Source organism: Rheinheimera pacifica (assembly GCF_024809855.1).
Lineage (GTDB): Bacteria > Pseudomonadota > Gammaproteobacteria > Enterobacterales > Alteromonadaceae > Alishewanella > Alishewanella pacifica_A.
In genome coordinates this window covers 99,273-120,542 of the sequence record NZ_JANUEM010000010.1, presented here as the reverse complement: position 1 = coordinate 120,542, position 21,270 = coordinate 99,273, and the positions used below count along the sequence as shown (strand labels likewise).

Genomic DNA, 21,270 nt, shown 5'->3' with positions numbered 1-21,270 from the left:
TCACCTTAACGGTGCTTTTTAATCAGGAACTCCTTGTTTATGTCTATGATTGTTAAACAAATTGCAGCAGAAATTGCCGCCCGCCCAGAGCAGGTTTCAGCAACTATCGCATTATTGGAAGAAGGTGCAACAGTGCCTTTTATTGCCCGTTACCGTAAAGAAGTAACCGGCGGCCTGGATGATACCCAGCTGCGGCACCTGGAACAGCGTTTAACTTACCTGCGTGAGCTGGAAGAACGCCGCCAGGTAATTTTAAAAACCATAGACGAACAAGGCAAATTAACCGCTGAGTTAAAACAAGACATACTGGCAGCAGACAATAAGACCCGGCTGGAAGATTTATATCTGCCGTATAAAGCCAAACGCCGCACCAAAGGGCAGATCGCCATTGAAGCCGGTATATTGCCGCTGGCTGATGCGCTGCAGGCCAATCCGAAGTTAATTCCGGAAACAGAAGCCAGTGCGTTTATCAATGCTGAGGCCGGTTTTGCTGATGTAAAAGCCGTGCTTGATGGTGCTAAATATATTCTGATGGAACGCTTTGCCGAAGACGCTAACCTGCTGGCCCGCTTGCGCCAGCATCTGGCACAACATGCGGTATTAAAAAGTACCCTGGTTGCCGGTAAAGAGCAGGAAGGCGCCAAGTTCCGCGATTACTTTGCCCATACAGAAAGCTGGAAAACCACACCGTCGCACCGCGCGCTGGCTATGTTTCGCGGCCGCAACGAAGGAGTACTGCAACTGCAGTTAGTACCCGATGCCAATGAAGAAACGGCCCACAGCCTGTGCGAACAAATGGTGGCCAGCCACTTTAATATTAAAGACGAAGGCCGCGCTGCAGATGCGTTTTTACACACCGCAGTACAATGGACCTGGAAAGTAAAACTGCACCTGCACTTAGAAAATGACCTGCTGAGCGAGCTACGCGAAAAAGCCGAAGAAGAAGCCATTAAAGTATTTGCTCGTAACTTAAAAGACCTGCTTATGGCCGCACCTGCCGGTATGCGCAACACACTGGCACTGGACCCCGGCCTGCGCACCGGCGTTAAAGTAACCGCCATTGACGAAACCGGTAAGTTGCTTAGCCAAACCACTATATTTCCGCATGCGCCACAAAATATGTGGGATAAATCAGTGCGTACTCTGGTAGCGCTGTGTCAGCAACATAAAATAGAGCTGGTTGCCATAGGTAACGGCACCGCATCACGTGAAACCGACAAACTGGCCGCCGATGTGATCAAAGCACTGCCTGGCCAGCCAATCCAGAAAATTATGGTATCAGAAGCCGGCGCTTCTGTTTATTCTGCTTCTGAGCTGGCGGCGCAGGAGTTCCCTGATTTAGATGTATCGCTGCGCGGTGCGGTATCTATTGGTCGCCGCCTGCAGGACCCGCTGGCCGAACTGGTAAAAATTGAACCCAAAGCCATTGGCGTGGGCCAGTACCAGCACGACGTTAACCAAAGCCTGCTGACGAAATCTCTCGATGGCGTAGTAGAAGACTGCGTAAACGCGGTAGGTGTAGATTTAAATACCGCCTCGGTACCCCTGCTGGCCCGTGTCGCGGGCTTAAATAAAACGCTGGCACAAAATATTGTGTTCTACCGCGACAGCAACGGCCGCTTTAACGAGCGTAAAGAGCTGTTAAAAGTACCACGGCTGGGGCCAAAAGCGTATGAACAGGCTGCAGGCTTTTTACGCATTAACAACGGTAAAAACCCGCTGGATGCCTCATCAGTGCACCCTGAAGCTTATCCGCTGGTAGAAAGAATTATCAGCGCGCATCAGAAATCGGTTGAGCAGATCATTGGTAACAGCAGCTTCTTAAAAAGTATTGATGCCAAAACCTTTGCCGACGAGCATTTTGGTGTACCTACCATTAGCGATATTTTAAAAGAGCTGGATAAACCCGGCCGGGATCCGCGCCCGGAGTTTAAAACCGCCAGCTTTAAAGATGGCGTAGAAACATTAAAAGATCTGAAAGACGGCATGTTGCTCGAAGGCGTAGTAACTAACGTTACCAACTTTGGTGCCTTTGTTGATATAGGCGTGCATCAGGACGGCTTAGTGCATATCTCGTCGCTGACCGATAAGTTTGTCAGCGATCCGCATCAGGTAGTCAAAGCCGGTGATGTAGTAAAAGTAAAAGTGCTGGATGTGGATATTGAACGCAAACGTATTGCGCTTACCATGCGGATGGACGAACAACCAGCGCCGAAAAATGCAGATAAAGCAACCGACAAAACCGGCGCACGCCCACAGCACAATAAAGCTGCCGCACCGCGCCAGGCTAAACCGGCAGATAATAACGCAGCAATGGGCAATGCATTTGCCGAAGCCTTTGCCAAGCTGAAAAAATAATATTGCCGCTAAGCAGCTTTGCTTAATAACGGCAGAGCTGCAATTTAATGCAACAACGGGTGGCTAAGCTTATGAATATCTGCCCGCGGGTGCACAGATAATTCAAACAGCAACCGCTGATTTTCTGCATCAAAGCTCATAATACTGAGCAAATGCAGTAAATCAGGCGGTAGCAAAATAACATCCTGCAGCTGACCATTGCCGGTATCATAGTAACTTACCAGTAACTGGTCAGGCTTTTGCTGCAAAAAATAAATCCCCTGCTCTGCAACAGTCCAGGCCGTTCTGGAGCTGAACACACTGCCGGGCAGCAGTTGCACCTCACTACCATCGGGCAACAGCTGCCATAAGCCCCGGTTGCGGCCTTTACTGAAATAAAACCGATCTGCAGCCGGCATTTGTGCACCAATACCGCCTTTTACTGTCAGTTGGTTGATATCGCCGCTACTGAGATTAATACTGAACAAATTACTGCCATGCGAGAAAATGACTGCACTATCGTCATACCACCAGCTAATTTGGCCGTGCCAGCGGGCGCCGGTTTTCAGTTGCGTTAACCGGCCGGTTTTGACCTCAAGCAGCATCAGTTTATCTTCTTCTTCTGCCGGAAAACGGCCAACAAATGCAATATAACGGCCGTTATTAGACCACTGCGGATATTTAACCATGCCATGCAGGCGCGTAAGTTGCTGACGGTTTTCCATATAAGCATCAGCCCGCCATATTTCCATATAGCCAGACTCGTTGCTGACATAAGCCAGAGCATGCTGAGCCTTGCTGTAATGCGGCGCTTCGTAGCGGGATTCGGCGGCGGTAAGCGGAAACACCGCGCCGGTCACACCTTTGTTTAATGGCAGGTATCCCAGCTGCGGTACATTACTGCTGTTGTGGTAGTACACGTCACCGCTGGCGGTAATACGGCTTGGCCAGGCAAAATCATCCAAATCAAGTGATACGGTAGTGGTATCGGCCACATTCAGGATAAATCCCTGCCGTTTGCCATGCCGTAAAGCAGCATACAACACCCGCTTGCCATCGGGGTGCCACACCAACCCCATAATATCTTCTTCACCTGACGTAAGCTTATGCTCTTCACCAGTTGCCAGATTATGCAGATAAATTTCTTCAGACAGGCGGTGAGCGCGACGGGTTATTGCCAGATACCGGCCATCAGGTGAAAACGCCAAATCACGGACCCGGTACTGACAATTATGCTGGCATGGCACAGGCTGCGGCTCGGCCTCAGGGTTTTGTAAATCCAGTTGATACAGGCTGGCCCCTTCCGGCGTTACACTGCCGTTAAAAGCCAGATAACGTCCATCTGCAGAAATATCCATATACACTGTACTGTGCCGGTTGCAGGCAGCAAGTTTTTCACTGCGTAAGGTGATGATATCCAGTTGCATAATGTAGCATTCGCCATATACAGCCGTTTTGCTGGAATAATAAATATGCCTGCCATCTTTTGCCCACAGTGGGCGGCTCTCGTCATCTATGCTAAAGGTTAGCTGCCGTGGCGGCTTGCTATTATCCTGCAAGTCCAGCAGGTATAAATCACTGGAGGCTTCAAACTTACGCCAGCTAAACACCAGATAGCGTTCATCCGGCGACAACGCCGGAAACATGGCACGGCCACTGCCTTTGGTTAGCAGAGAAACCTCTGGCTCGGTGTTATCAGGCGGGTTAAAGAGGTAATAAAAAGCCACGCTTATCAGGGCCAGTATAACCAGCCCGGCAACCATAAACCCGCTGTAGCTACGGCGTACAGTGCGCGTATTGCTAGTATGAGCTTCCTCCACCTCCAGAGCAGGCTCTGCGGTTTTAACAACGCCGGGCTGATAAACCGGCGCTACTGCTAAGCGATACCCTTTTTTTCTGACCGTGTTTATAAGCTCTGTCTCGGCAAGTTGCTCAAACAGATTGCGCAGCTGCCATATTGCGTTAGTCAGAGCTTTTTCACCCACATAGTTATTACCGGCCCAGACAGTGTCAATTAACTGCTGGCGGCTAACCAGTGCGGGGTATTGCTGTGCCAGAAAAGCCAGGACTTCCATCGGCTTTTGCTGCACAGATGTTTGTTGCCCCGCCGGGGCCTGAATGCTTAGTTCAGCCGGATTAACATACAGTTCAGCCAGATAAAAAGATTGCTGCGTTGTCATGCTTTCCCGATCCAGGTTTTCCTGCTTAGGTTTACCCGCCGGATTTTACCACAGGCGGGCAGAAAAACAGCTGTCATTGTTAACAAAGCAGCCAGGCTTACTCTGCCAGCGCTTCTGGCTGCAGTAATTGCATTGCCGGCGTAGCAGTAAGATGCCTGGCCAGCCATTGTTGCTGCTCCCACAATACATGCAAAACCGATTCTCTGGCCTGGTAATGGTGCCCCTCATAGGGCAGTAGAACCAACCGGGCAACTTTGCCAAGCCCCTGCATAGCCTCAAACAACCGCTCTGATTGCAGTGGAAAAGTGCCTGAATTAGCATCGGCTTCACCGTGGATCAGCAGCAATGGCGCCTCCATTCGATCGGCGTGCAAAAACGGTGACATGAGATTATATAGCGCGGTGTTCTGCCACAAATTGCGCTTTTCTGACTGAAAGCCAAATGGGGTAAGGCTGCGGTTGTATGCACCACTGCGGGCAATACCAGCAGAAAAAAGGTCGGTGTGCGCCAGCAGATTAGCAACCATAAAAGCGCCATACGAGTGCCCGCCAACGGCAATATTACCCCGCTCGGCAACCCCCAGCTTTACCAGAGTGTCAACGGCAGCTTCGGCATTTGCAGTAAGTTGTGGCAAAAAATCATCATTTGGCAAAGCCGCATCTTTGCTGATAACAGGCATGCTCACTTGATCAAAAACTGCATAACCCAAGGCAACATAAGGTTGGGCACTGCTGGGCCTGAAACTGACAAAACGTTGTTCTGGCACGGTGCGTTGCTCGGCCAGTTCTGCCGACGCATATTCCCGCGGGTAAGCCCACATTAACACCGGCAATGGCCCCATTGAGACATCATACCCGGCTGGCAGATATAACCTGCCGCTAAGCTTAACGCCATCAGAGCGCTGATATTCCAGCCATTGCTGCGTTATCTGCTGATAAGCCGGTGCCGGGTGGTGCCGGGCCACCAGCTTTAATGTCGTGCCATCTGTATCCAGTTTAAATAGCTCCGGCGGCTGTGTTGGCGTTTGCCGGGTAAATAAGATGCCACCGAGCGGTAACATTTGCAGCATAGTGTCTTCGGTGTCACTGGCAGAGCGCCAGATAAGCTGCTGCTCACCGGATTGCGGCTGCACTGTATGCAGCTCTGCCTGCAAGGCGTTGTTGCGCCGTGTGGCAAAAAAAGCAGCGCTGTCTGTTTGCTGAATTACCCGCTGCTGATAGCGGTTATTAGCCATTACCGGCTCTCCCGGCAAAGCCTGATGATCTTTGCTATTGCGCTGATACCAAAGCTGAGGATTACTGGCAAAACCGGCAGGAAAAAACCAGGCTCGCTCCTGGTCGGTGTCAGAATCACTTTCATATAAAATAGCCAGTGCAGTGTCTGACCATAAAACACGCCGAAAACGCCAGGCAGTATCATACAACTTATGCGGTACCGCAGAAAAAGGCGCTGGCCACTGCCAGAGCGCGTCTTTGCTGGCTTTGTCATCACTTTTTTCTACCCAGTATAAGGTTGCAGGCTGCATAGGCTGCCAGGCTATGATACGCCGCCCATCTCTGGTTTTGCTGCTCTCATGCAACGCCAGCTCGCCAGCCTCTGCTATTTTTTCACCGCGCAGGTTATACACCTCGGCCTGGCGCGGAAAGTTGCTATAACGCACACGATAGGAATAAGGCCTGACAATACGCTGTGTCAGAATAAAGCGGTTGTCCGGCGATAGTGAAAAGCTGTGTAGCGGCAGCTCGGCAATAACAGTGCTTTTCAGGCGGGTTGAAATTCGCACCAGCTTTGCCTGAATTAACTGTTCAAAGTAAGCTGCATCGCTTTCTGACTGCAGCAATAACTGCAAAGTACGTAGTGCTGTTTTTTTACCGGTGGTTTCCCGTGCTTTCGGCTGCAAACCTGGCGCAGGTTCGGCTGGTGTACTGGCGGATGGCGCCACTGCCGCAATCAGGCCGGAGCTGTCAGCTAACCACTGGTATTGAATACCCAACACAGCATTCAGCCGTTGACGTACCCGTTTACGTTTACCGTTTTTAAGCTCAAGCAGTTCGATAAACAGCCCATTCTGTTCTGCCACTACTACACTCAGCCAATTGTCGTCTGGTGATAAACGGGGGCTAAACAAGCGCTGATGAGCTTGCGCCACGATTTGATAGCGCTTTTGCTGTTGCAGATGCTGCACACTGATTTGCTGATAACCCCGGCCCAAACCGGCACTAAGCTGGGCCAGATTAATATGCAGCCCTGCCAGCCCAACCGAGTGTTGCTGTATAACCTCCAACGCCGGGTTAACCGCTGTTTCAGTTTGAATTAACCAGTTACCACTGGCCGATACCTGCCAATCAATGCTGGAGCCCGCATCAACCAGTTGCACCAGCCGCTGATCCGGTTGCTGGTATGTTGAAGCAACTGCTGGCGGTAAAAACCAGCAGCAAAATAAAAATAACCCAATACGGTACATCAGTTGCTAACCTTAAAAAGAATAAAGCCCCGTTACCGGGGCTAAAACAAACAGCTTACAATCAGAAACGGTGTTCCAATGCAGCATAGAAGGTGCGGCCAATCACGTTGTAGCCCATGTTACTGCGGTAATACGGGTGATCATTACGATTGGGGTGACCTTCGGCATAAACTGGCGGCATGTTGTCGGTCAGGTTATTAATGCCTAATGTAAGCTTGGTGTCCCGGCTAAAGCGGTAGCTACTGTTCAGGTTAAGAGTTTTGTTCGCATCCAGCTTACTCCAGACCCGCTCCTGATAGCTGTTACCAGTGCCGTCAGGCAATGTCCAGGTACTCCAGCCTTCTGCAGTGCCAAGATAATACCAGCTCAGGTTTACGCTCAGATCTTGCAAGCTCCAGTTCAGCGATACCGTACTCTTCCATGCTGGCAGGTAGTCATCTTGTGTTTCTTCAACCCGCTCGCCGCCATCAAATGCCTGATACTCTTTTTTCATGGTATAGGACAAATTGGTTTTTAAGCGGAATTTACCAAAGCTGTTCAGATCCAGGTTGTAAGCCAGCTCGCCGTCAATACCCTGAGAAGACTCGTAAGAACTGTTAATAATACCGCGGCGTACGCATAAAACATCGCGGTAATCCTGTCCCGGCAATTGCTGTGTAATATAGCCGATAGACGTCAGATCATTACAAGATGACGCTTGTCCGGTCATGTCGTAGGCAGGATTTTGCAAAATCCGGTCAACAGTTTCAGTGTATACGGCGCCATCCAGCGAAATACGCCAGAAATCTACTGTAGTGCTGATGCTTTCGGTTAACTGCCCTACCACGCCAATATTCCAGAACTTGCCTTTTTCCTCCGACAGATTCAGGTTGCCAGCACTGATAGAATCATAGTTGTCATCCAGGCCAACCGGGTGGTTAGGGTCAACCTTAATAGTGGTACTGGAAAACGAACGGCTGACACCTGCATACATACGGTGTAAATCCGGCGCCCGGAAACTGCGACCGGCGTTTGCTCTTAGCAACCAGTCTTCATGCGGCTGATACGTCACCCCTACCTGTGGTGTCAGAGCCCCACCCACATCTGATTTGTCGTCATACTTGTCATAACGCACGGCAATGCTGGCGTCCATTTTGCCTAAACCTGATGAGCGGTCCAATACCGGAATAGCCAGCTCACCGGCAGCAGCATAGCGTTTGCGTTCTCCACGGCCATGAGTTCCACCCTGGCCTAACAAATTGCCGCTAAGCGTATGTTCGTCTTTGTTGTCGTAATACCAGTCACGGGCCCATTCTGCAGATACTGCAAACTGTATAGGACCGTTGGCGGTATCCAGCAGATCACCGGTCAGTACTGCCTGTACCTGGTTCATACCCGATCCGGCATCCGTCAGTGTTTCCGCGTATAAATACTCGGCTTGCTCCGGTGTCATCTTATCCAGCGGATACCATTTATCCGGATCGGCTGAATCTGCCGGGTTAAAGCTGATAATATCCAACAGCCGGTCTGCCCGCATCTGATTGCGGCCATAGCGGTCAAACTTACTCTTACCGTATGCCCAGCTTAGTTCCAGATCATAGTCACCGATCTGGCCGTTAATGCCAGCCGACAGGTTCATATTCTTTTCTTTGCCGGTGTAATCGCGGATCTGGCCATAATCATCCAGCCGGCGGTAAACGCGGAACTCACGCGTGCGATTAAAGTCTGTTGCGCTATAGCTGTAGTTGCCCGGATTATCCCGATCCATATAAAAGGTCGGGCTAACGCTTTTCTGGCCATTACCACGGGTGGTTTCTTTATCGCTGCCTTGCAGCAACAGGTTATACTGCCAGTTACTGCTTAACTCACCAGACTGGTTCAATACCAGATTGTATTCTTTCTTACCAGGGTGCAGACCGTCGTCCGTTGTTGCATCATAACGGCACTTGTACCGGCTTTCTTCGTCATTCCAGATGCCACGGTCGCCAAACAGGTCTGCACACTGCTGCTGGTTAGCCATAATGTAGCTGGCCGCAGAGCCTGACACGCCAACGTTATGAAACACTTTGTCGTAATCACGCAGATAAGCAGAAGTAGAGCTGTGAGTGTCTGTACCGTCAGGGCCGCCTTTTTGCGTAAAGTTACGCTGCCCTGCACGTAGAATTTCATCATCACTGTATTCCAGCACCAGCATGGTTTGGCCAAGCCGGGTTTCAAAGCCAGAAGTTAACGATGCCTTAGTGCGATCCCGTCCGCCGTGCTGTGGGTTATCATGGCGTAGGTTCAAAGTAGTACGGTCATACTTTTTCTTCAGGATAATATTAACCACACCGCCTACAGCGTCTGAACCATAAATAGCTGAAGCGCCACCGGTAAGAATTTCTACCCGCTCTACTGCGCTGGTCGGAAAGGTAGAAGTATCAACAAAGTTTGACGTACCCCCTGTTGCAGCCGGATATTGTGGTACGCGCTTACCATTTACCAGCACTAATGTCCGGTTGGCGCCCATGCCTCGCAGGTTGATGGTGGTGGCACCTTGTGTCCAGCTACTTTCATTGCCTTCAATGGTACGGCCCGCATTGGCTACAGACGCCTGCAGCACCTCTTCTACATTGCTAAAACCACTGAGCTCCATATCTTCAGCTGTAATAACAGTAACAGGTGCAACGCCTTCCATATCTGTACGTTTGATACGGGACCCCGTTACTTCAATACGCTCTACGGCATTTGCTGCCGTCTCCTGTGCATAACTGCCGGCGGTAAAAGCAACACTGCCAAACAACCCTGTCAGCATTGCTGTTTTAATGGCCAGAGCCACTGGTGTGTTTTTATTCATTATGTTATTCCCAAGTTCTTGTCACTGAATTTTTGTATGTAACATCCTGACGCGCTATCAGGCAGGTAAACCAGCAACGGAAAAACCACCGGCTTACTCTGAGCAGGTTTATCTCTCTGGTGTATGTCAATGCAATGACAACCAACTCCTTTCTTCACCAGTTCTAACTCTATTTAATATCTATCACTTATTAATCAGTACGATAGAAATGCCACTGCAAAATAAACAGCGGCAAAATGCCAGAAGGAAACGGGGTATTTAATTAGCCTGAATGTCTTTTTCCAACAAAGTACGCATTGGCAATTGCTCACCGGACACAGTACCACGTAGTAAAACACCGGCTTGCCACAGTAATATTTCACCACCTTTACCGTGTTTAATATTGCTGTCGACAGAGATAACCTTGCCACCAAAGTGTGAGAACACACCATCCATTGAGGTATGCCCTACCACTATTCTATTTACATTCAGCGTAGATAGCAGTTGTGTTAATACTGGCTCCGTCACGGCGTTCTCTTCACGAAAGTAACCGCGATACCATAAGGGCCCCAACGAACCATATAAGAAGTTCAGCACCGGCACCTCTTTCAACTTATCACGGGCAATGCCTAACGATTGCCGGAACTGCTCATTAACTTCCGACATCGACATGCCCAGCGAAAGATAGTCCGGATGCAGGCCTCCATGTACAAACAACATATCGTTTACCTGTGCTAATACAGGCCTGCTGCGTAGCCATTGGCCCAATACGGAGTTTTCATTGTAAAGCCCGGTATAATCAGTACCCAGACGCGTGGCAACCTGCTGATACTTTTTATTGATGTAGCGTAAGTCATTGTACAGCACCATAGTTTCATGGTTGCCCAACAGCAAATGCACCCTGCCACCTGCCGCTGCGGCCTGTTGCTCTAACTGATACAACCACCACAAAATCTCCGTTACTTTATCGCCACGGTCCATTACATCACCCACCACCACCAGATGACCATTACCGAACGCCCAGTTCAGCTGGCTATCAACTACTGCATTAGCAGTAAGTAGCTGTGTCATAACGTCATACTGGCCGTGAACATCGCTAATCACTGCCAGTTTCTCTGCACTGTAACGAAACAATGGCTCCAGCGCGTATTGCTGACGAACATTGATTTCTCTGGGGTAGGCACAAACAGGTTTAATAACCTCGGTTACCTGTTGTGTTTTTTCAATCAGTTGTTCGTTACACACCCATTTCAGCTCAAGTTGTTGATCATTCTTGCTGAAAAAAGCATAGGGTCCGTCGTCCAAAGCAGTATTTAAGCCCGGCGTTGCCGGTTCATTGTGAATGGAAGCAGGCATTTCATTGGGGTTTATGCTGTTGTCATACAAATACCAGCAATATGCCAGAACCGGGAAAATGATAATAAAACTGAATATCCATCGAACCATAGTCTTTTCCTGTGTTGTACTCAGATAAATAGATTACTGCAGGCACAGACATCGCCAGGCAGTGTGGCAGGCAGCATGAAGTAAGAAGGCAGGCAGAACAATCAACAGCCAGTGTCAGCAGCACTATTTTCAGCCGTTTTATTATCTATTGTTAATCTATTTGATATGATTCATAAGGTTATATAACCTTCGTCTTTCAAGATGCACGGTTGTTGGCTGCGCTCACTCACCCCAATCACATAGTATTGCTATGCTCATGGGGATTCACTCACTTGCCGCCTACGTGCATCTTGAAATTCATTGGTTATAAGTTTTGGTTTAGCTATTTAGCAATATAAAGCAAGGTTAAGCCTGTTGTAGAGATTGTTTGATCTGCGGCTCGGTAGCAGCCTGATAATAACCGGCAATAACATTACGGCGCAGTTGCATTTGCGCTGAGCTGGCCAGGGTATCGCGCTGCGGGTACACTGCGGTGCTGCCACCGTTATCATCTGACACACTGTAGCTAATATCGGTTTGCGCGACCTGTTCAGCAAAACCGGTACCGGTTGTTGTTTGTTCAGCTCCGTTGCTCTGCCCTGTGGCAGAATTTTGCTTAACCAGTTCGGCCTGTGCCTGAATTTGGCGCTGAGCGGCTTCTGCTGCAATACGTCTGTCTGCCGCCGAAGGCTCTGCCGGGGCCAAGGCAGCAGCACGTACCTGCTGCATTTTTTGTACTGTTGCCTGAGGGTCGCCAGGTATCGGCGAAATGTCTATCTGTACTTCACCGCCGACAGCATACTGCTTGCCATCAGGGCCCAGCTCGTAAGTGTAACCTGGTGCACCGGCATAACGGCCTCCCACTGCCGCATGAGCCTGCTCATGGGTTTTTACTTCCTGATCCCGTGCTTTAAGCTCGCGGATCTCTTGTTGTTCCTGCTGTTCGGCTTGTTGCTTTGGCGCCTGTTCACCTTTCCCGTCTTGCTGCTGGCTATCAGAGTTTTCACCACGACCATCTATCGCCTGCTGCGTTTCTGTTTCTTTGCCGCTGGCGTCGTACAGGCTAACCTGAGCCCCGCTGCTACCACCGGGCCGGGCTTTTTCATCGCTAGCAGCCGGTTTTTCTGCACCGGATTTGGCAGTTTCTTTTACCGGCTCAAATAAATCCCGCCGTACAGCATCACGCCGCGCCATCTCCGTTGGCGGGTTGGCGGTGTTAATACTGACATTAGGATAATGTGATACCAGCATTGTGCTCAGACCCGGATATCAATCACAGTACCCAATACCTCGTCAGCGGTTTGAATACTTTTTACATTAGCCTGAGCGTTACGCTCTTCCTGGCCTAACTGCACTAAGCTGCTGGTTAGTGAGCCGGGTTGTTCAGCGGTTTGTATCTGGCGCGGCTGCTCTGTAGCCTGGGTTGGTGTAACGGCCTGTTCAGTTTCATTCAGCCGGTTAGCACGGGTTTGGCGATTAATATCAATTGTCGCATCCGTGACACCGGCACTGGCACGCTGAAACCCCTGCATGCCTGAATACAACGCGGATTGAATGTCCATGGTACAACTCCTGCAACATCTGCTGATAATGGTTAATTATTAACCAAAACCCGCTAAAAAGAAAGCCAGCCCTGAGTACAGCACTTTAGCTGTACCACAGAATTCAGTTAAGCCACAGCCTGAGCCATTGGATAAACTCGTCCTGATGTGAAATAAAAGGCGCGTGCGATGCATGAGCTGCCACGACAAACCGGCCTTGCGGCTGCAACTGTTGCAGTAAATCAGTCACTTTTACCGGCACAAGCGAATCCAGGCGGCCAAAAAAGCCTGCAACAGGCTGGGTTAATGCCGCAAACTGCTGTCGTAGGTCAAGTTTAAGCAATTGCAATGCACCTTCCACCGCAGCGATATCTGCCATTGGGTATGCCATTATGGCCTGTTTCAGTACTTTTATATCTGCGCGGGCGCTGCTGCTGCCCATAGCCTGAATAGCCAGAAAACGCTCAATGGTAAGTGGCAGGTTTTCACTTAACGCATGAGCAAACTGCTGCATAATGGCTTCTGCCATACCGGGCCAGTTTTGTTGCGCCATAAAGCAGGGCGAAGCAGCAATTAAACCCAGCTGTTTTACTTTGTGCGGGTAACGGTGCGCCAGCGCTATAGCCAGCAGGCCGCCTAACGACCAGCCACACACATAACTTTGCGCCGGGATCTGCGCCGCCAGCATATCCACCACAGCATCCAGTTGATAAGGCTGCGGATAGTCGCGGCATAAGCCAAAGCCGGGTAAGTCCGGTGTCAGTAACTGCATTTTGTCGTCCAGTTGGTCTTCCAGTTGTTGCACTACACCGTGCCAGACGCCCTGGTTTACTCCCCAGCCATGTAACAATACCAATACCGGTTTGTCTGAAGTCATTTTCCCTGCCATAGTTACAAAGTTGTAAATTAAAATGGAGTTTGATTTGCTAAAGCAGCTTTTGTCTCAGTTTGGCCGCATGTGGCACCTACTGCTGCCCTCGCCATGCCTGTGGTGCAGTTTACCGGTACACAGCTCCGGCTGCCAGCTTTGCCACTGTTGCCAGCAAGCATTGCCGCAATTGCCGTATCAGCTTTGTCATTTTAATTTGTTGTGGCTGCCGCAGGTAAGCAGAGGCCTGAAAAAACCGGGGTTTGACACCCTGCTCAGCCTTGGGTATTACCAGCAGCCTTATCAGCACTGGTTACAGCGCTGGAAGTTTCAACAGGATTATGGTGCTGCAGAGTTGTTGCAACAGCAATTTGCAGCGTTACTGACATTATACAAAGCACAGTGCCAGCAATTGCCTGAAGCGGTAGTGTATGTGCCCATGCACCCTGCCAGACAGCGCAAACGGGGCTTTAACCAGGCAGAACTATTGGCAAAAACAGCGGCGGTAACCCTCGGCATACCGCTGCTGCCGTTATTGCAACGCCCTGGCAAACAAAAAGCTCAGGTTGGCCTTAGCCGCAAACAGCGCCAGGCTAACCTGCGTTATGCTTTTACCCTGCACCCTGAGTTTACTGTACCTGCCCACCTGGCATTGGTGGATGATGTTATTACCACCGGCGCTACCGCCAATGAGCTGTGCCGTTTGCTACGCCGCCATGGCGCTAAGCAGATCAGCCTGTGGACCATAGCAGTAACGCTGGCAGACTAATTTACCGCCGTGCTGAAACTACTGCCTAAATACAGTGCATTTACCAATAAACGGCTTGAGCCATAAAAATAACCCCGGAATACCGGATTGTCAGACATGGCTATCACCCGGCCTTTGCCGACATTGTGCGCCAGCAAAACTGCACTCTGGCCAATACGTGGTACATACTCTGGCGCAGTGTAACCGGCCAGTTGCGGCGCAGCGCTGTACAATGCCACATTAACAAAAGGGAATCCTGATGGCTGCAACAGGAAGGTGCTGTTTTTAAATACCGGCAAGGTGGTGCGGGTATAACCAAATGTCAGCGGGTGGCTTAAATCCAGCTCGGCCTGATAAATAGCCCCGGCAATACGTTGTTTGCCTGCCAACAACTCTTTGTCTTTGTAACTCAGGTCGTTGGCTGGAATAAGACTGCTCATCTCCGCACCCTGCCATACATCAGCTTTAAGCAAACCGGTTTGTGCCAGCCAGGCTGCACCACGCTTATGGCCCCACAGTACACCGCCGTTATCCAGCCACTGTTTTAACAAGCTCACTTCACTGTCGCGCCAGCTGCTGTAGTTACCATCCGGCAGCACTATATGGCTATACCGGGTAAGATCTAATTGCCTTAACTGCTGCGGTTCAGCCATTGATGGTGATACGCCTGCCAGCCGCTCCAGGTTGTACCAGACTTCACCGGCTTCGGTCGAATTAATACCCGGCCCGGCCATCAGTAATACCCTGGGTAAATTAACTACCGCAAAATTATGGCTGCCCAAATCGCTGCCCTGCGGCGTTAGGCCAGAATTAATGGCATACACCGGCAGCGAGAAACGTTGCTGTACACGTTGCAAACGGTTAAACCAGTCATCTTGCTGCTGCAAGCCTGCAGCAATTACCATAGTGCCGGCAGGCAGGCTAACTTCGCCATTGCCACTGAGTGCAGTAAAGTTTGCCATGGCAGAGCGCACTACCAGCTTTTCAGCTAACAGGGCATGTAACAGCAAAGGTGCTTGTTGGTCCTGCCAGCTAAACGCATAAGCATAGGCACCAGTGGGCAACACTGCTGGCTCAGCCGGGCGGGTTTGCCAGGTTTCGCTCAGACCCGATTGCGCCGGTTCACGGTTTACTGTATCAAAGCTTATGTTATAAGCATGGGGTAAAGTCCAGGCCGACACATCATAAAAGGTGTTATCCGGGAAGTTTTTCTCTGTGCTGAACATTGCTTTAATCAGCCGGTATTGGGGTTGTTGCAGTGGCACATAGTAGCTGCTGAACGCCGGGTATTTTTCGTTGTCTTCCTGCCAGTCGCGGCTTAACTGATACACCTCAACATGATGGCGTTGCAGTATGTCCAGCAGTGCAGCCAATCTTGTCTGATCCGCACTTTCGGTCAGCATATAGCCTTTAACTTTACTGTTTTTCGCTTGCTGCAGCGCAGATTTATAAAATTCCTGCTGATAAGACAACAGCTCACGCCGTTGCTCTACCGCACCGCGGATAGTCGATAAAGAGGTAGTAAGCTGGTTTTGAATAGTGGCACTGAAACTTAGCGGGCCATTGATACTGTCCTGTAGGTGGCCACGGCTACTGGCCTGTTCAAATAAAATGCCAACGCTGCCCTGAATATCAGGATAGGTAGAGCCTTTGCCCACATAAAAATCGTCAAAACTTTCTTCGGTGTAATACAGCTGCCCGGCCTGATCTAAAGCCGCAGCATGGTATTTTGCCAGTACACTGGTTAGCTCAAAATTACGCTTAGGCGTTAACGGGTAATTGCGGCTGGGAATACCCGGCTGAAAGAAGTAACTGCTGTTGGTGCCCATTTCATGGTAGTCGCCCACCACGTTGGGTAGCCATTGCTGATACTGGGCGATACGGGCCCAGCTTTCCGGGTGCTGCAATAATAACCAGTCACGGTTTAGGTCAAACCAGTAATGGTTGGGCCGGCCATTTGGCCACGGTTCGTTATGCTCGCGGTGCTGTGGATCTGCTACCGGTGATGCACCTTTATGCATATTGGCCCATAGTGCAAAGCGGTCATGACCATCCGGGTTCAGTGTGGGTTGCAGCAAAATAACGGCATTATCCAGCCAGTTGCGCACTTCATCATTATTGGCAGCAGCCAGATACTGAGCCAGCAAAATAGCGGCATTCGCACCGCTGGGCTCATTGCCATGCACGCTGTAACCCAGCCAGATAATCACCGGAGCATCGCTGCCAGAGGCTTCTCCACGGCGCGCAGCGGCAATATGCTGCTGGCGGATTTGATCCAGCCGCTGCAAATTCCGCTCAGATGATATGATCATCTGCAGCAAAGGCCGTTGCTCATGCGTGTAGCCAATTACTTCCAACTGGGCACGGCCAGACGCGGCTGCCAGTTGTTCAAAGTAACGCTGGATCTGGTCATGGCGCGCATGCCACTCACCAACCTGAAACCCCAGTACCTGTTGTGGTGCTGGCAGGCTTGAATCTGTCACCGCTGGCACATATGTAGTAGCTGCGGCACTGCAAAAACTGAGCAGAAAAGCGCTCAGGGTAATGTAATATTTCATAAATGATATCCTTTTGGCTGCGGCTAAGTTAGCCAGATCAGGCGGCAAAACTCAAGCGGGGCTGGCTTCAAAGAAACAGGAGGAGTATCATAGCCATTAACCTAGTAATTTAGTCAGGTACTATTATGATCACGATCTCAGAACAGGCACAGCAGCACTTTGCCAAGCTGCTGTCAAAGCAACCGGCAGGTACAAATATCAGGGTGTTTGTCGTTAACCCGGGCACAGCACAAGCGGAGTGCGGCGTATCTTACTGCCCGCCAGACGCCATAGAAGACACCGACCTGGCCCTGAACTTTAACGGTTTTGATGCGGTAGTGGACAGCGAAAGCCAACCATTTTTAGTGGATGCCGACATTGATTTTGTTACCGATCAGATGGGTTCACAGCTGACATTAAAAGCGCCAAACGCCAAAGTACGCAAGGTGAGTGACGACGCTTCGTTAATGGAACGGGTGCAGTACGTGATTGACAGCGAAATTAACCCGCAACTGGCTAATCACGGTGGCAGAGTCAGCGTAATGGAGCTAACCAGTGATGGCGTAGCTATTTTGCAGTTCGGCGGCGGTTGTAATGGCTGTTCACAAGTTGATTTAACACTGAAAGAAGGTATCGAGAAAGAACTGCTAAACCGCTTTAGCGGTGAGCTGAAAGGCGTACGCGATATTACCGAACACCAGCGTGGCGAACACTCTTACTACTGATCCCAGGCCGCTTACCTGACTAAAGCTGCGTTTAACGCCCGCTTGTGCTATAAAACGGCTTCGTTTTATTGCCATGCGGGTGCCCTGTTTATGAAAAAACTCTTTTGTTTTGTTGCATTGCTGCTTAGCCTGACATTGCCGGCACAGGCCGCGGTAATGCTGATTTACCATCATGTTGCCAGCGATACTCCGCGTGTAAGCAGTGTTACCGCCGACGAACTGCGCGGCCATTTGCAGTACTTTAAAGACAATAACCTGCAGGTTATCGGCCTTGACGTACTGATCAACCAACTGCAAAAAGGTGAGCCGGTTGCACCTGACAGCATAGTGATTACCTTTGACGACAGCTACGAAAACAACTTCACCACGGCGCATCCTATCCTGCAGGAATTTGGTTATCCGTACACCATTTTTATCAGCCCCGGCAGTATAGACAAAGGCAACGGTCCTTTACTGAACTGGCAGCAGGTAAAGCAAATGTCGGACGATGGTGTACTGGTAGCAAACCATGCTATGCGGCATGAACATATGGCCAGGCCAGAAACGGGCGAAAGCCAGGCCCAATGGCGTGAGCGGATGAAGCAAAGCATTCTGGCAGCAGAAGACAAAATTGAGCAGGTAACCGGCCAACGCCATCAATGGCTGGCCTACCCTTATGGCGAATACAGCCGTGAACTGGAACAACTGGTTACTGAACTGGGTTTTATTGGTATTGGCCAGCAATCCGGCGCTGTTGGTAACCATACGGTATTAACCCGTATTCCGCGTTATCCGGCAGCAGGGCAATATGCTGATTTAAAAGATTTGGCGCAAAAACTGCGTACCCTGGCGTTTAACATTACCGATTACCATGGTGTTAACCCGGTTATCAGCACTAACCCGCCCCAACTGAAGCTGTCATTAAAAGTAGAAGATTTCAACCGCAACCAACTGCAGTGCTTTGCCGGTAGTGAAGTGCTGCAACCACAGTGGCTGGACGACAGCACTTTTAGCGTTAGCGCTGGCAAAGCGCTTAACCGCGGCCGCAGCCGTTACAACTGCACCGCGCCGTCGCTGAGTAAAAAAGGCTATTTTTACTGGTATTCCCAGCCGTGGCTTAACTAGCGTTAAGTTTGTTAAGCACCAACGGAAAATCTGCTAACAGCTGCTCGGCGTTTATAACCGGCAGCTCCCCCACCTGCATTGGTGGTTTAAACATAGCCACCAGCTGCCCCTGCGGATTTATCAGCACCACTGACGCACTGTGATCAACCAGATAGTTTTCCTGTGTCGTGCTGCTAAGTGCATACATCAGCCCAAGCTGGCGTACAAAAGGGAATAGCTGATCATGGCCTGCTGTCATCCCCAGCACATTGGCTTGCTCAAAATAGCTGACGTAATTATTCAGCTGCTCGGTGGTATCCCGGTTTGGGTCTACTGAAATAAACCATACCTTAAGCGGTTGCTTTACCATTGCGGCTAACTCGGGCTGCACACCAGCCAGTTTAGCCAGGGTTAACGGGCAAATATCCGGGCAATAGGTGTAACCAACAAATGCCAGCGTCCACTGGCCGTACAAACGCTCACGGTTCACTGTTTCACCATGCTGATCGGTCAGTGCAAAGTCTGCCAGAGCTCTGGGCTGCGGATAAACTAGTGCCAGCTTAGGCTCAGCACTGGCCTGAGAAAACTGATACAACAGTACACCGGCAACCATTGCTGCTACGGCAAGCAAAACATAAATCACTTTACGAAACATAGATCGGCGATACCTTAAAGTAGTGGTCTACTAATAACAGCAGAAATAATACCATCAGATGAACAATAGAAAACTTAAAGGTTGCCATAGCAGTGCCGGCATCGGCATTAAATTTCAGTTTCCAGGCATACTGCATAAAACGCAGATTAAGCAGCGCACTGCCTGTCAGATAAATAGCGCCGCTCATCCCTACCAGATAAGGCATTAAACAGACAATAAATAACAGCACTGTATAAAGGCATATCACACTTTTGGTAAATTCAATGCCATGCGTTACCGGCAACATCGGCATATTTACTTTGGCATAGTCATCACGGCGGTGAATTGCCAGCGCCCAGAAATGCGGCGGTGTCCAGGCAAAAATAATCATCACCAGCAACAAAGCATGGCTGTGGATCTCGCCGGTTATGGCAGTCCAACCTAATAACGGCGGCATAGCACCAGCCAAGCCGCCAATAACGATATTTTGTGGCGTAGCACGCTTTAAAAACATGGTGTATACCACGGCATAGCCAAACAGGCTGGCCAGCGTTAACCAGGCCGTTAGCGCATTGACTGTCAGATACAACAGCACAAAGCCAATAAGTGCCAGGCTAAACGCAAAAGCTGTAGCTTCGGCGCCACTGACACGGCCTTTAGCCACGGGCCGGCTGTAGGTACGCGCCATTTGGGCATCAATACGTTTATCTACTACGTGGTTTATGGCAGCTGCCGCCGCAGATAACAAACTAATCCCCAACGTAGCAGCCAGTAAGGTGGTTAAATCGGGTAAGCCGGGCACTGCCAGCATCATGCCAACCCAGGCTGTAAGTACCAGCAAGGCCACAACTTTAGGCTTGGTCAGTTCCAGATAGTCGCGTGCCCGGCTGATACCCGCGCGTGAACGTGTAATGGCAGTCATAAGCTCTCCTTGCTGGCAGGCTGAGTTGTACGCAATTGCATGCAAATTATTACCAGCAACATTAATAAATTAGCCGCCACAAAGTTATGCGCCACCGCGTTAGCCAGCGGTAAATGCAGCGCTACATTGAGTACCCCCAGGCTAAACTGTAGCAGCAGTAACGCTGCTGCGGCTAAAGTAAGCCGCTTTAATAATGTGCTGGTCACATGGCGCCACAGTTGCAGCAGAAAAGCTGACAACACAATTAAAGTTATCGCAGCGCCAAAGCGGTGGAACACATGCACAGTCTGGCGCGCTTCCGCCGACATTACACCGTATTCGTAATCGTCATGCCCCAGGTGTAAATCAAAGGCTTCACTGATATTCATTCGTTGCAGCCAGCCGGCTTCACATACCGGTAACTCTATACAGGCCAGTGCCGCATAATTCGCTGCTGTCCAGCCGCCCAGGGCTATCTGCACGGTTAAAACAGCAATTGCCAGCATCGCAAAAGGCTTTAGTGATATAAGCTGTGGTTCATACACCCGGTAATCAGGATGCAATTTTAACCAGTACACGGCCAGCAAACTTAGCAGTGTAAAGCCACCCAGCAAGTGCCCCATTACCACCAGCGGCAGTAAATTCAGCGTTACTGTCCACATACCGAGCGCCGCCTGAAACACCACCAGTGCCAACAAAGCAGTGGGTATGACCTTACTACTTTGTTTGCGCAGTAAAGCGACGAAAAATATTGCCGCAATTAACAACCCCAGGCTACCGGCAAAATAGCGGTGCACCATTTCGTTCCAGGCTTTATGCGCTTCCAGTGGCCGCTCTGGAAATGCCTCCATAGCTGCCGCTATATGATGCTCCTGCTTGGGAACCTTTAAAAAACCATAACAACCGGGCCAGTCAGGGCAGCCAAGCCCGGCATCTGTCAACCGGGTATAGGCCCCCAGTAAAATAACGCCCATAGTAAGAAAAACGGCGATGGTCGCCAGCCATTGTTGTGTTTTCATACGCTGGCTCCCTC

Annotated in this window: 15 protein-coding genes; 4 read left to right on the top strand and 11 right to left on the bottom strand. The window is 50.3% G+C overall.

The window, feature by feature from the left end; all coding sequences use genetic code 11:
* Window positions 1–39 precede the first annotated feature (39 nt).
* Window positions 40–2,358, top strand: coding sequence for a Tex family protein (locus M2404_RS13670; RefSeq protein ID WP_259240309.1), 2,319 nt, complete (start codon window positions 40–42; stop codon window positions 2,356–2,358).
* A gap of 44 nt (window positions 2,359–2,402) precedes the next feature.
* On the opposite strand, the gene M2404_RS13665 is transcribed toward M2404_RS13670, so the two are convergent.
* From M2404_RS13665 to bioH, 7 genes are all read right to left on the bottom strand, one after another.
* Window positions 2,403–4,517 carry a winged helix-turn-helix domain-containing protein gene (locus M2404_RS13665; protein ID WP_259240308.1) on the bottom strand — a complete coding sequence of 705 codons (2,115 nt, stop codon included), beginning with the start codon at window positions 4,515–4,517 and terminating at the stop codon, window positions 2,403–2,405.
* A 97-nt stretch (window positions 4,518–4,614) separates the two neighbouring features.
* The gene (locus tag M2404_RS13660) at window positions 4,615–6,981 is read right to left on the bottom strand and encodes an alpha/beta hydrolase family protein (protein ID WP_259240307.1); all 2,367 of its coding nucleotides are present in this window, start codon (window positions 6,979–6,981) and stop codon (window positions 4,615–4,617) included.
* Between the two features lie 61 nt (window positions 6,982–7,042).
* The gene (locus M2404_RS13655; RefSeq protein WP_259240306.1) at window positions 7,043–9,796 is read right to left on the bottom strand and encodes a TonB-dependent receptor plug domain-containing protein; all 2,754 of its coding nucleotides are present in this window, start codon (window positions 9,794–9,796) and stop codon (window positions 7,043–7,045) included.
* Window positions 9,797–10,054: 258 nt separating this feature from the next.
* A complete protein-coding gene (locus M2404_RS13650; RefSeq protein ID WP_259240305.1) occupies window positions 10,055–11,221 on the bottom strand; it encodes a metallophosphoesterase in 1,167 nt (388 codons plus the stop codon).
* A 345-nt stretch (window positions 11,222–11,566) separates the two neighbouring features.
* Window positions 11,567–12,451 carry a putative metalloprotease CJM1_0395 family protein gene (locus tag M2404_RS13645; protein ID WP_259240304.1) on the bottom strand — a complete coding sequence of 295 codons (885 nt, stop codon included), beginning with the start codon at window positions 12,449–12,451 and terminating at the stop codon, window positions 11,567–11,569.
* Between the two features lie 5 nt (window positions 12,452–12,456).
* The gene (locus M2404_RS13640; protein ID WP_259240303.1) at window positions 12,457–12,762 is read right to left on the bottom strand and encodes an excinuclease ATPase subunit; all 306 of its coding nucleotides are present in this window, start codon (window positions 12,760–12,762) and stop codon (window positions 12,457–12,459) included.
* Window positions 12,763–12,865: 103 nt separating this feature from the next.
* A complete protein-coding gene (gene bioH / locus M2404_RS13635) occupies window positions 12,866–13,618 on the bottom strand; it encodes a pimeloyl-ACP methyl ester esterase BioH (protein ID WP_259240302.1) in 753 nt (250 codons plus the stop codon).
* 46 nt (window positions 13,619–13,664) lie between these two features.
* On the opposite strand from bioH, the gene M2404_RS13630 reads away from it, so the two are divergent.
* Window positions 13,665–14,378, top strand: coding sequence for a ComF family protein (locus M2404_RS13630; protein ID WP_259240301.1), 714 nt, complete (start codon window positions 13,665–13,667; stop codon window positions 14,376–14,378).
* Here the strand turns inward: M2404_RS13630 and M2404_RS13625 are convergent.
* On the bottom strand, window positions 14,375–16,915 hold the full coding sequence (locus M2404_RS13625; RefSeq protein WP_259240300.1) for a M14 family zinc carboxypeptidase: 2,541 nt from the start codon (window positions 16,913–16,915) through the stop codon (window positions 14,375–14,377). The genes M2404_RS13630 and M2404_RS13625 overlap by 4 nt on opposite strands.
* Window positions 16,916–17,040: 125 nt before the next feature.
* Here M2404_RS13625 and nfuA point away from each other — a divergent pair, with 125 nt between their 5' ends.
* A complete protein-coding gene (nfuA, locus tag M2404_RS13620) occupies window positions 17,041–17,619 on the top strand; it encodes a Fe-S biogenesis protein NfuA (RefSeq protein WP_259240299.1) in 579 nt (192 codons plus the stop codon).
* Between the two features lie 90 nt (window positions 17,620–17,709).
* Entirely contained in the window at window positions 17,710–18,723 is a 1,014-nt protein-coding gene (locus M2404_RS13615; protein WP_259240298.1) for a polysaccharide deacetylase family protein, read from the top strand.
* Here the strand turns inward: M2404_RS13615 and M2404_RS13610 are convergent.
* The 3 genes from M2404_RS13610 to M2404_RS13600 are packed head-to-tail and all read right to left on the bottom strand — an operon-like array spanning window position 18,716 to window position 21,256.
* Entirely contained in the window at window positions 18,716–19,357 is a 642-nt protein-coding gene (locus M2404_RS13610) for an SCO family protein (RefSeq protein WP_259240297.1), read from the bottom strand. The genes M2404_RS13615 and M2404_RS13610 overlap by 8 nt on opposite strands.
* Complete coding sequence (cyoE, locus tag M2404_RS13605; protein ID WP_259240296.1) at window positions 19,347–20,258, bottom strand: heme o synthase; 912 nt, start codon at window positions 20,256–20,258, stop codon at window positions 19,347–19,349. The genes M2404_RS13610 and cyoE overlap by 11 nt, the downstream gene beginning before the upstream one ends.
* On the bottom strand, window positions 20,255–21,256 hold the full coding sequence (locus M2404_RS13600) for a COX15/CtaA family protein (RefSeq protein WP_259240295.1): 1,002 nt from the start codon (window positions 21,254–21,256) through the stop codon (window positions 20,255–20,257). The genes cyoE and M2404_RS13600 overlap by 4 nt, the downstream gene beginning before the upstream one ends.
* Window positions 21,257–21,270 lie beyond the last annotated feature (14 nt).

What these genes read in the sequence shown, in the direction of transcription:
- M2404_RS13670 (WP_259240309.1), top strand. Translation starts at nt 40, where the DNA reads ATGTCTATGATTGTTAAACAAATTGCAGCAGAAATTGCCGCCCGCCCA.
- M2404_RS13665 (WP_259240308.1), bottom strand. Translation starts at nt 4,517, where the DNA reads ATGACAACGCAGCAATCTTTTTATCTGGCTGAACTGTATGTTAATCCG.
- M2404_RS13660 (WP_259240307.1), bottom strand. Translation starts at nt 6,981, where the DNA reads ATGTACCGTATTGGGTTATTTTTATTTTGCTGCTGGTTTTTACCGCCA.
- M2404_RS13655 (WP_259240306.1), bottom strand. Translation starts at nt 9,796, where the DNA reads ATGAATAAAAACACACCAGTGGCTCTGGCCATTAAAACAGCAATGCTG.
- M2404_RS13650 (WP_259240305.1), bottom strand. Translation starts at nt 11,221, where the DNA reads ATGGTTCGATGGATATTCAGTTTTATTATCATTTTCCCGGTTCTGGCA.
- M2404_RS13645 (WP_259240304.1), bottom strand. Translation starts at nt 12,451, where the DNA reads ATGCTGGTATCACATTATCCTAATGTCAGTATTAACACCGCCAACCCG.
- M2404_RS13640 (WP_259240303.1), bottom strand. Translation starts at nt 12,762, where the DNA reads ATGGACATTCAATCCGCGTTGTATTCAGGCATGCAGGGGTTTCAGCGT.
- bioH (WP_259240302.1), bottom strand. Translation starts at nt 13,618, where the DNA reads ATGACTTCAGACAAACCGGTATTGGTATTGTTACATGGCTGGGGAGTA.
- M2404_RS13625 (WP_259240300.1), bottom strand. Translation starts at nt 16,915, where the DNA reads ATGAAATATTACATTACCCTGAGCGCTTTTCTGCTCAGTTTTTGCAGT.
- nfuA (WP_259240299.1), top strand. Translation starts at nt 17,041, where the DNA reads ATGATCACGATCTCAGAACAGGCACAGCAGCACTTTGCCAAGCTGCTG.
- M2404_RS13615 (WP_259240298.1), top strand. Translation starts at nt 17,710, where the DNA reads ATGAAAAAACTCTTTTGTTTTGTTGCATTGCTGCTTAGCCTGACATTG.
- M2404_RS13610 (WP_259240297.1), bottom strand. Translation starts at nt 19,357, where the DNA reads ATGTTTCGTAAAGTGATTTATGTTTTGCTTGCCGTAGCAGCAATGGTT.
- cyoE (WP_259240296.1), bottom strand. Translation starts at nt 20,258, where the DNA reads ATGACTGCCATTACACGTTCACGCGCGGGTATCAGCCGGGCACGCGAC.
- M2404_RS13600 (WP_259240295.1), bottom strand. Translation starts at nt 21,256, where the DNA reads ATGAAAACACAACAATGGCTGGCGACCATCGCCGTTTTTCTTACTATG.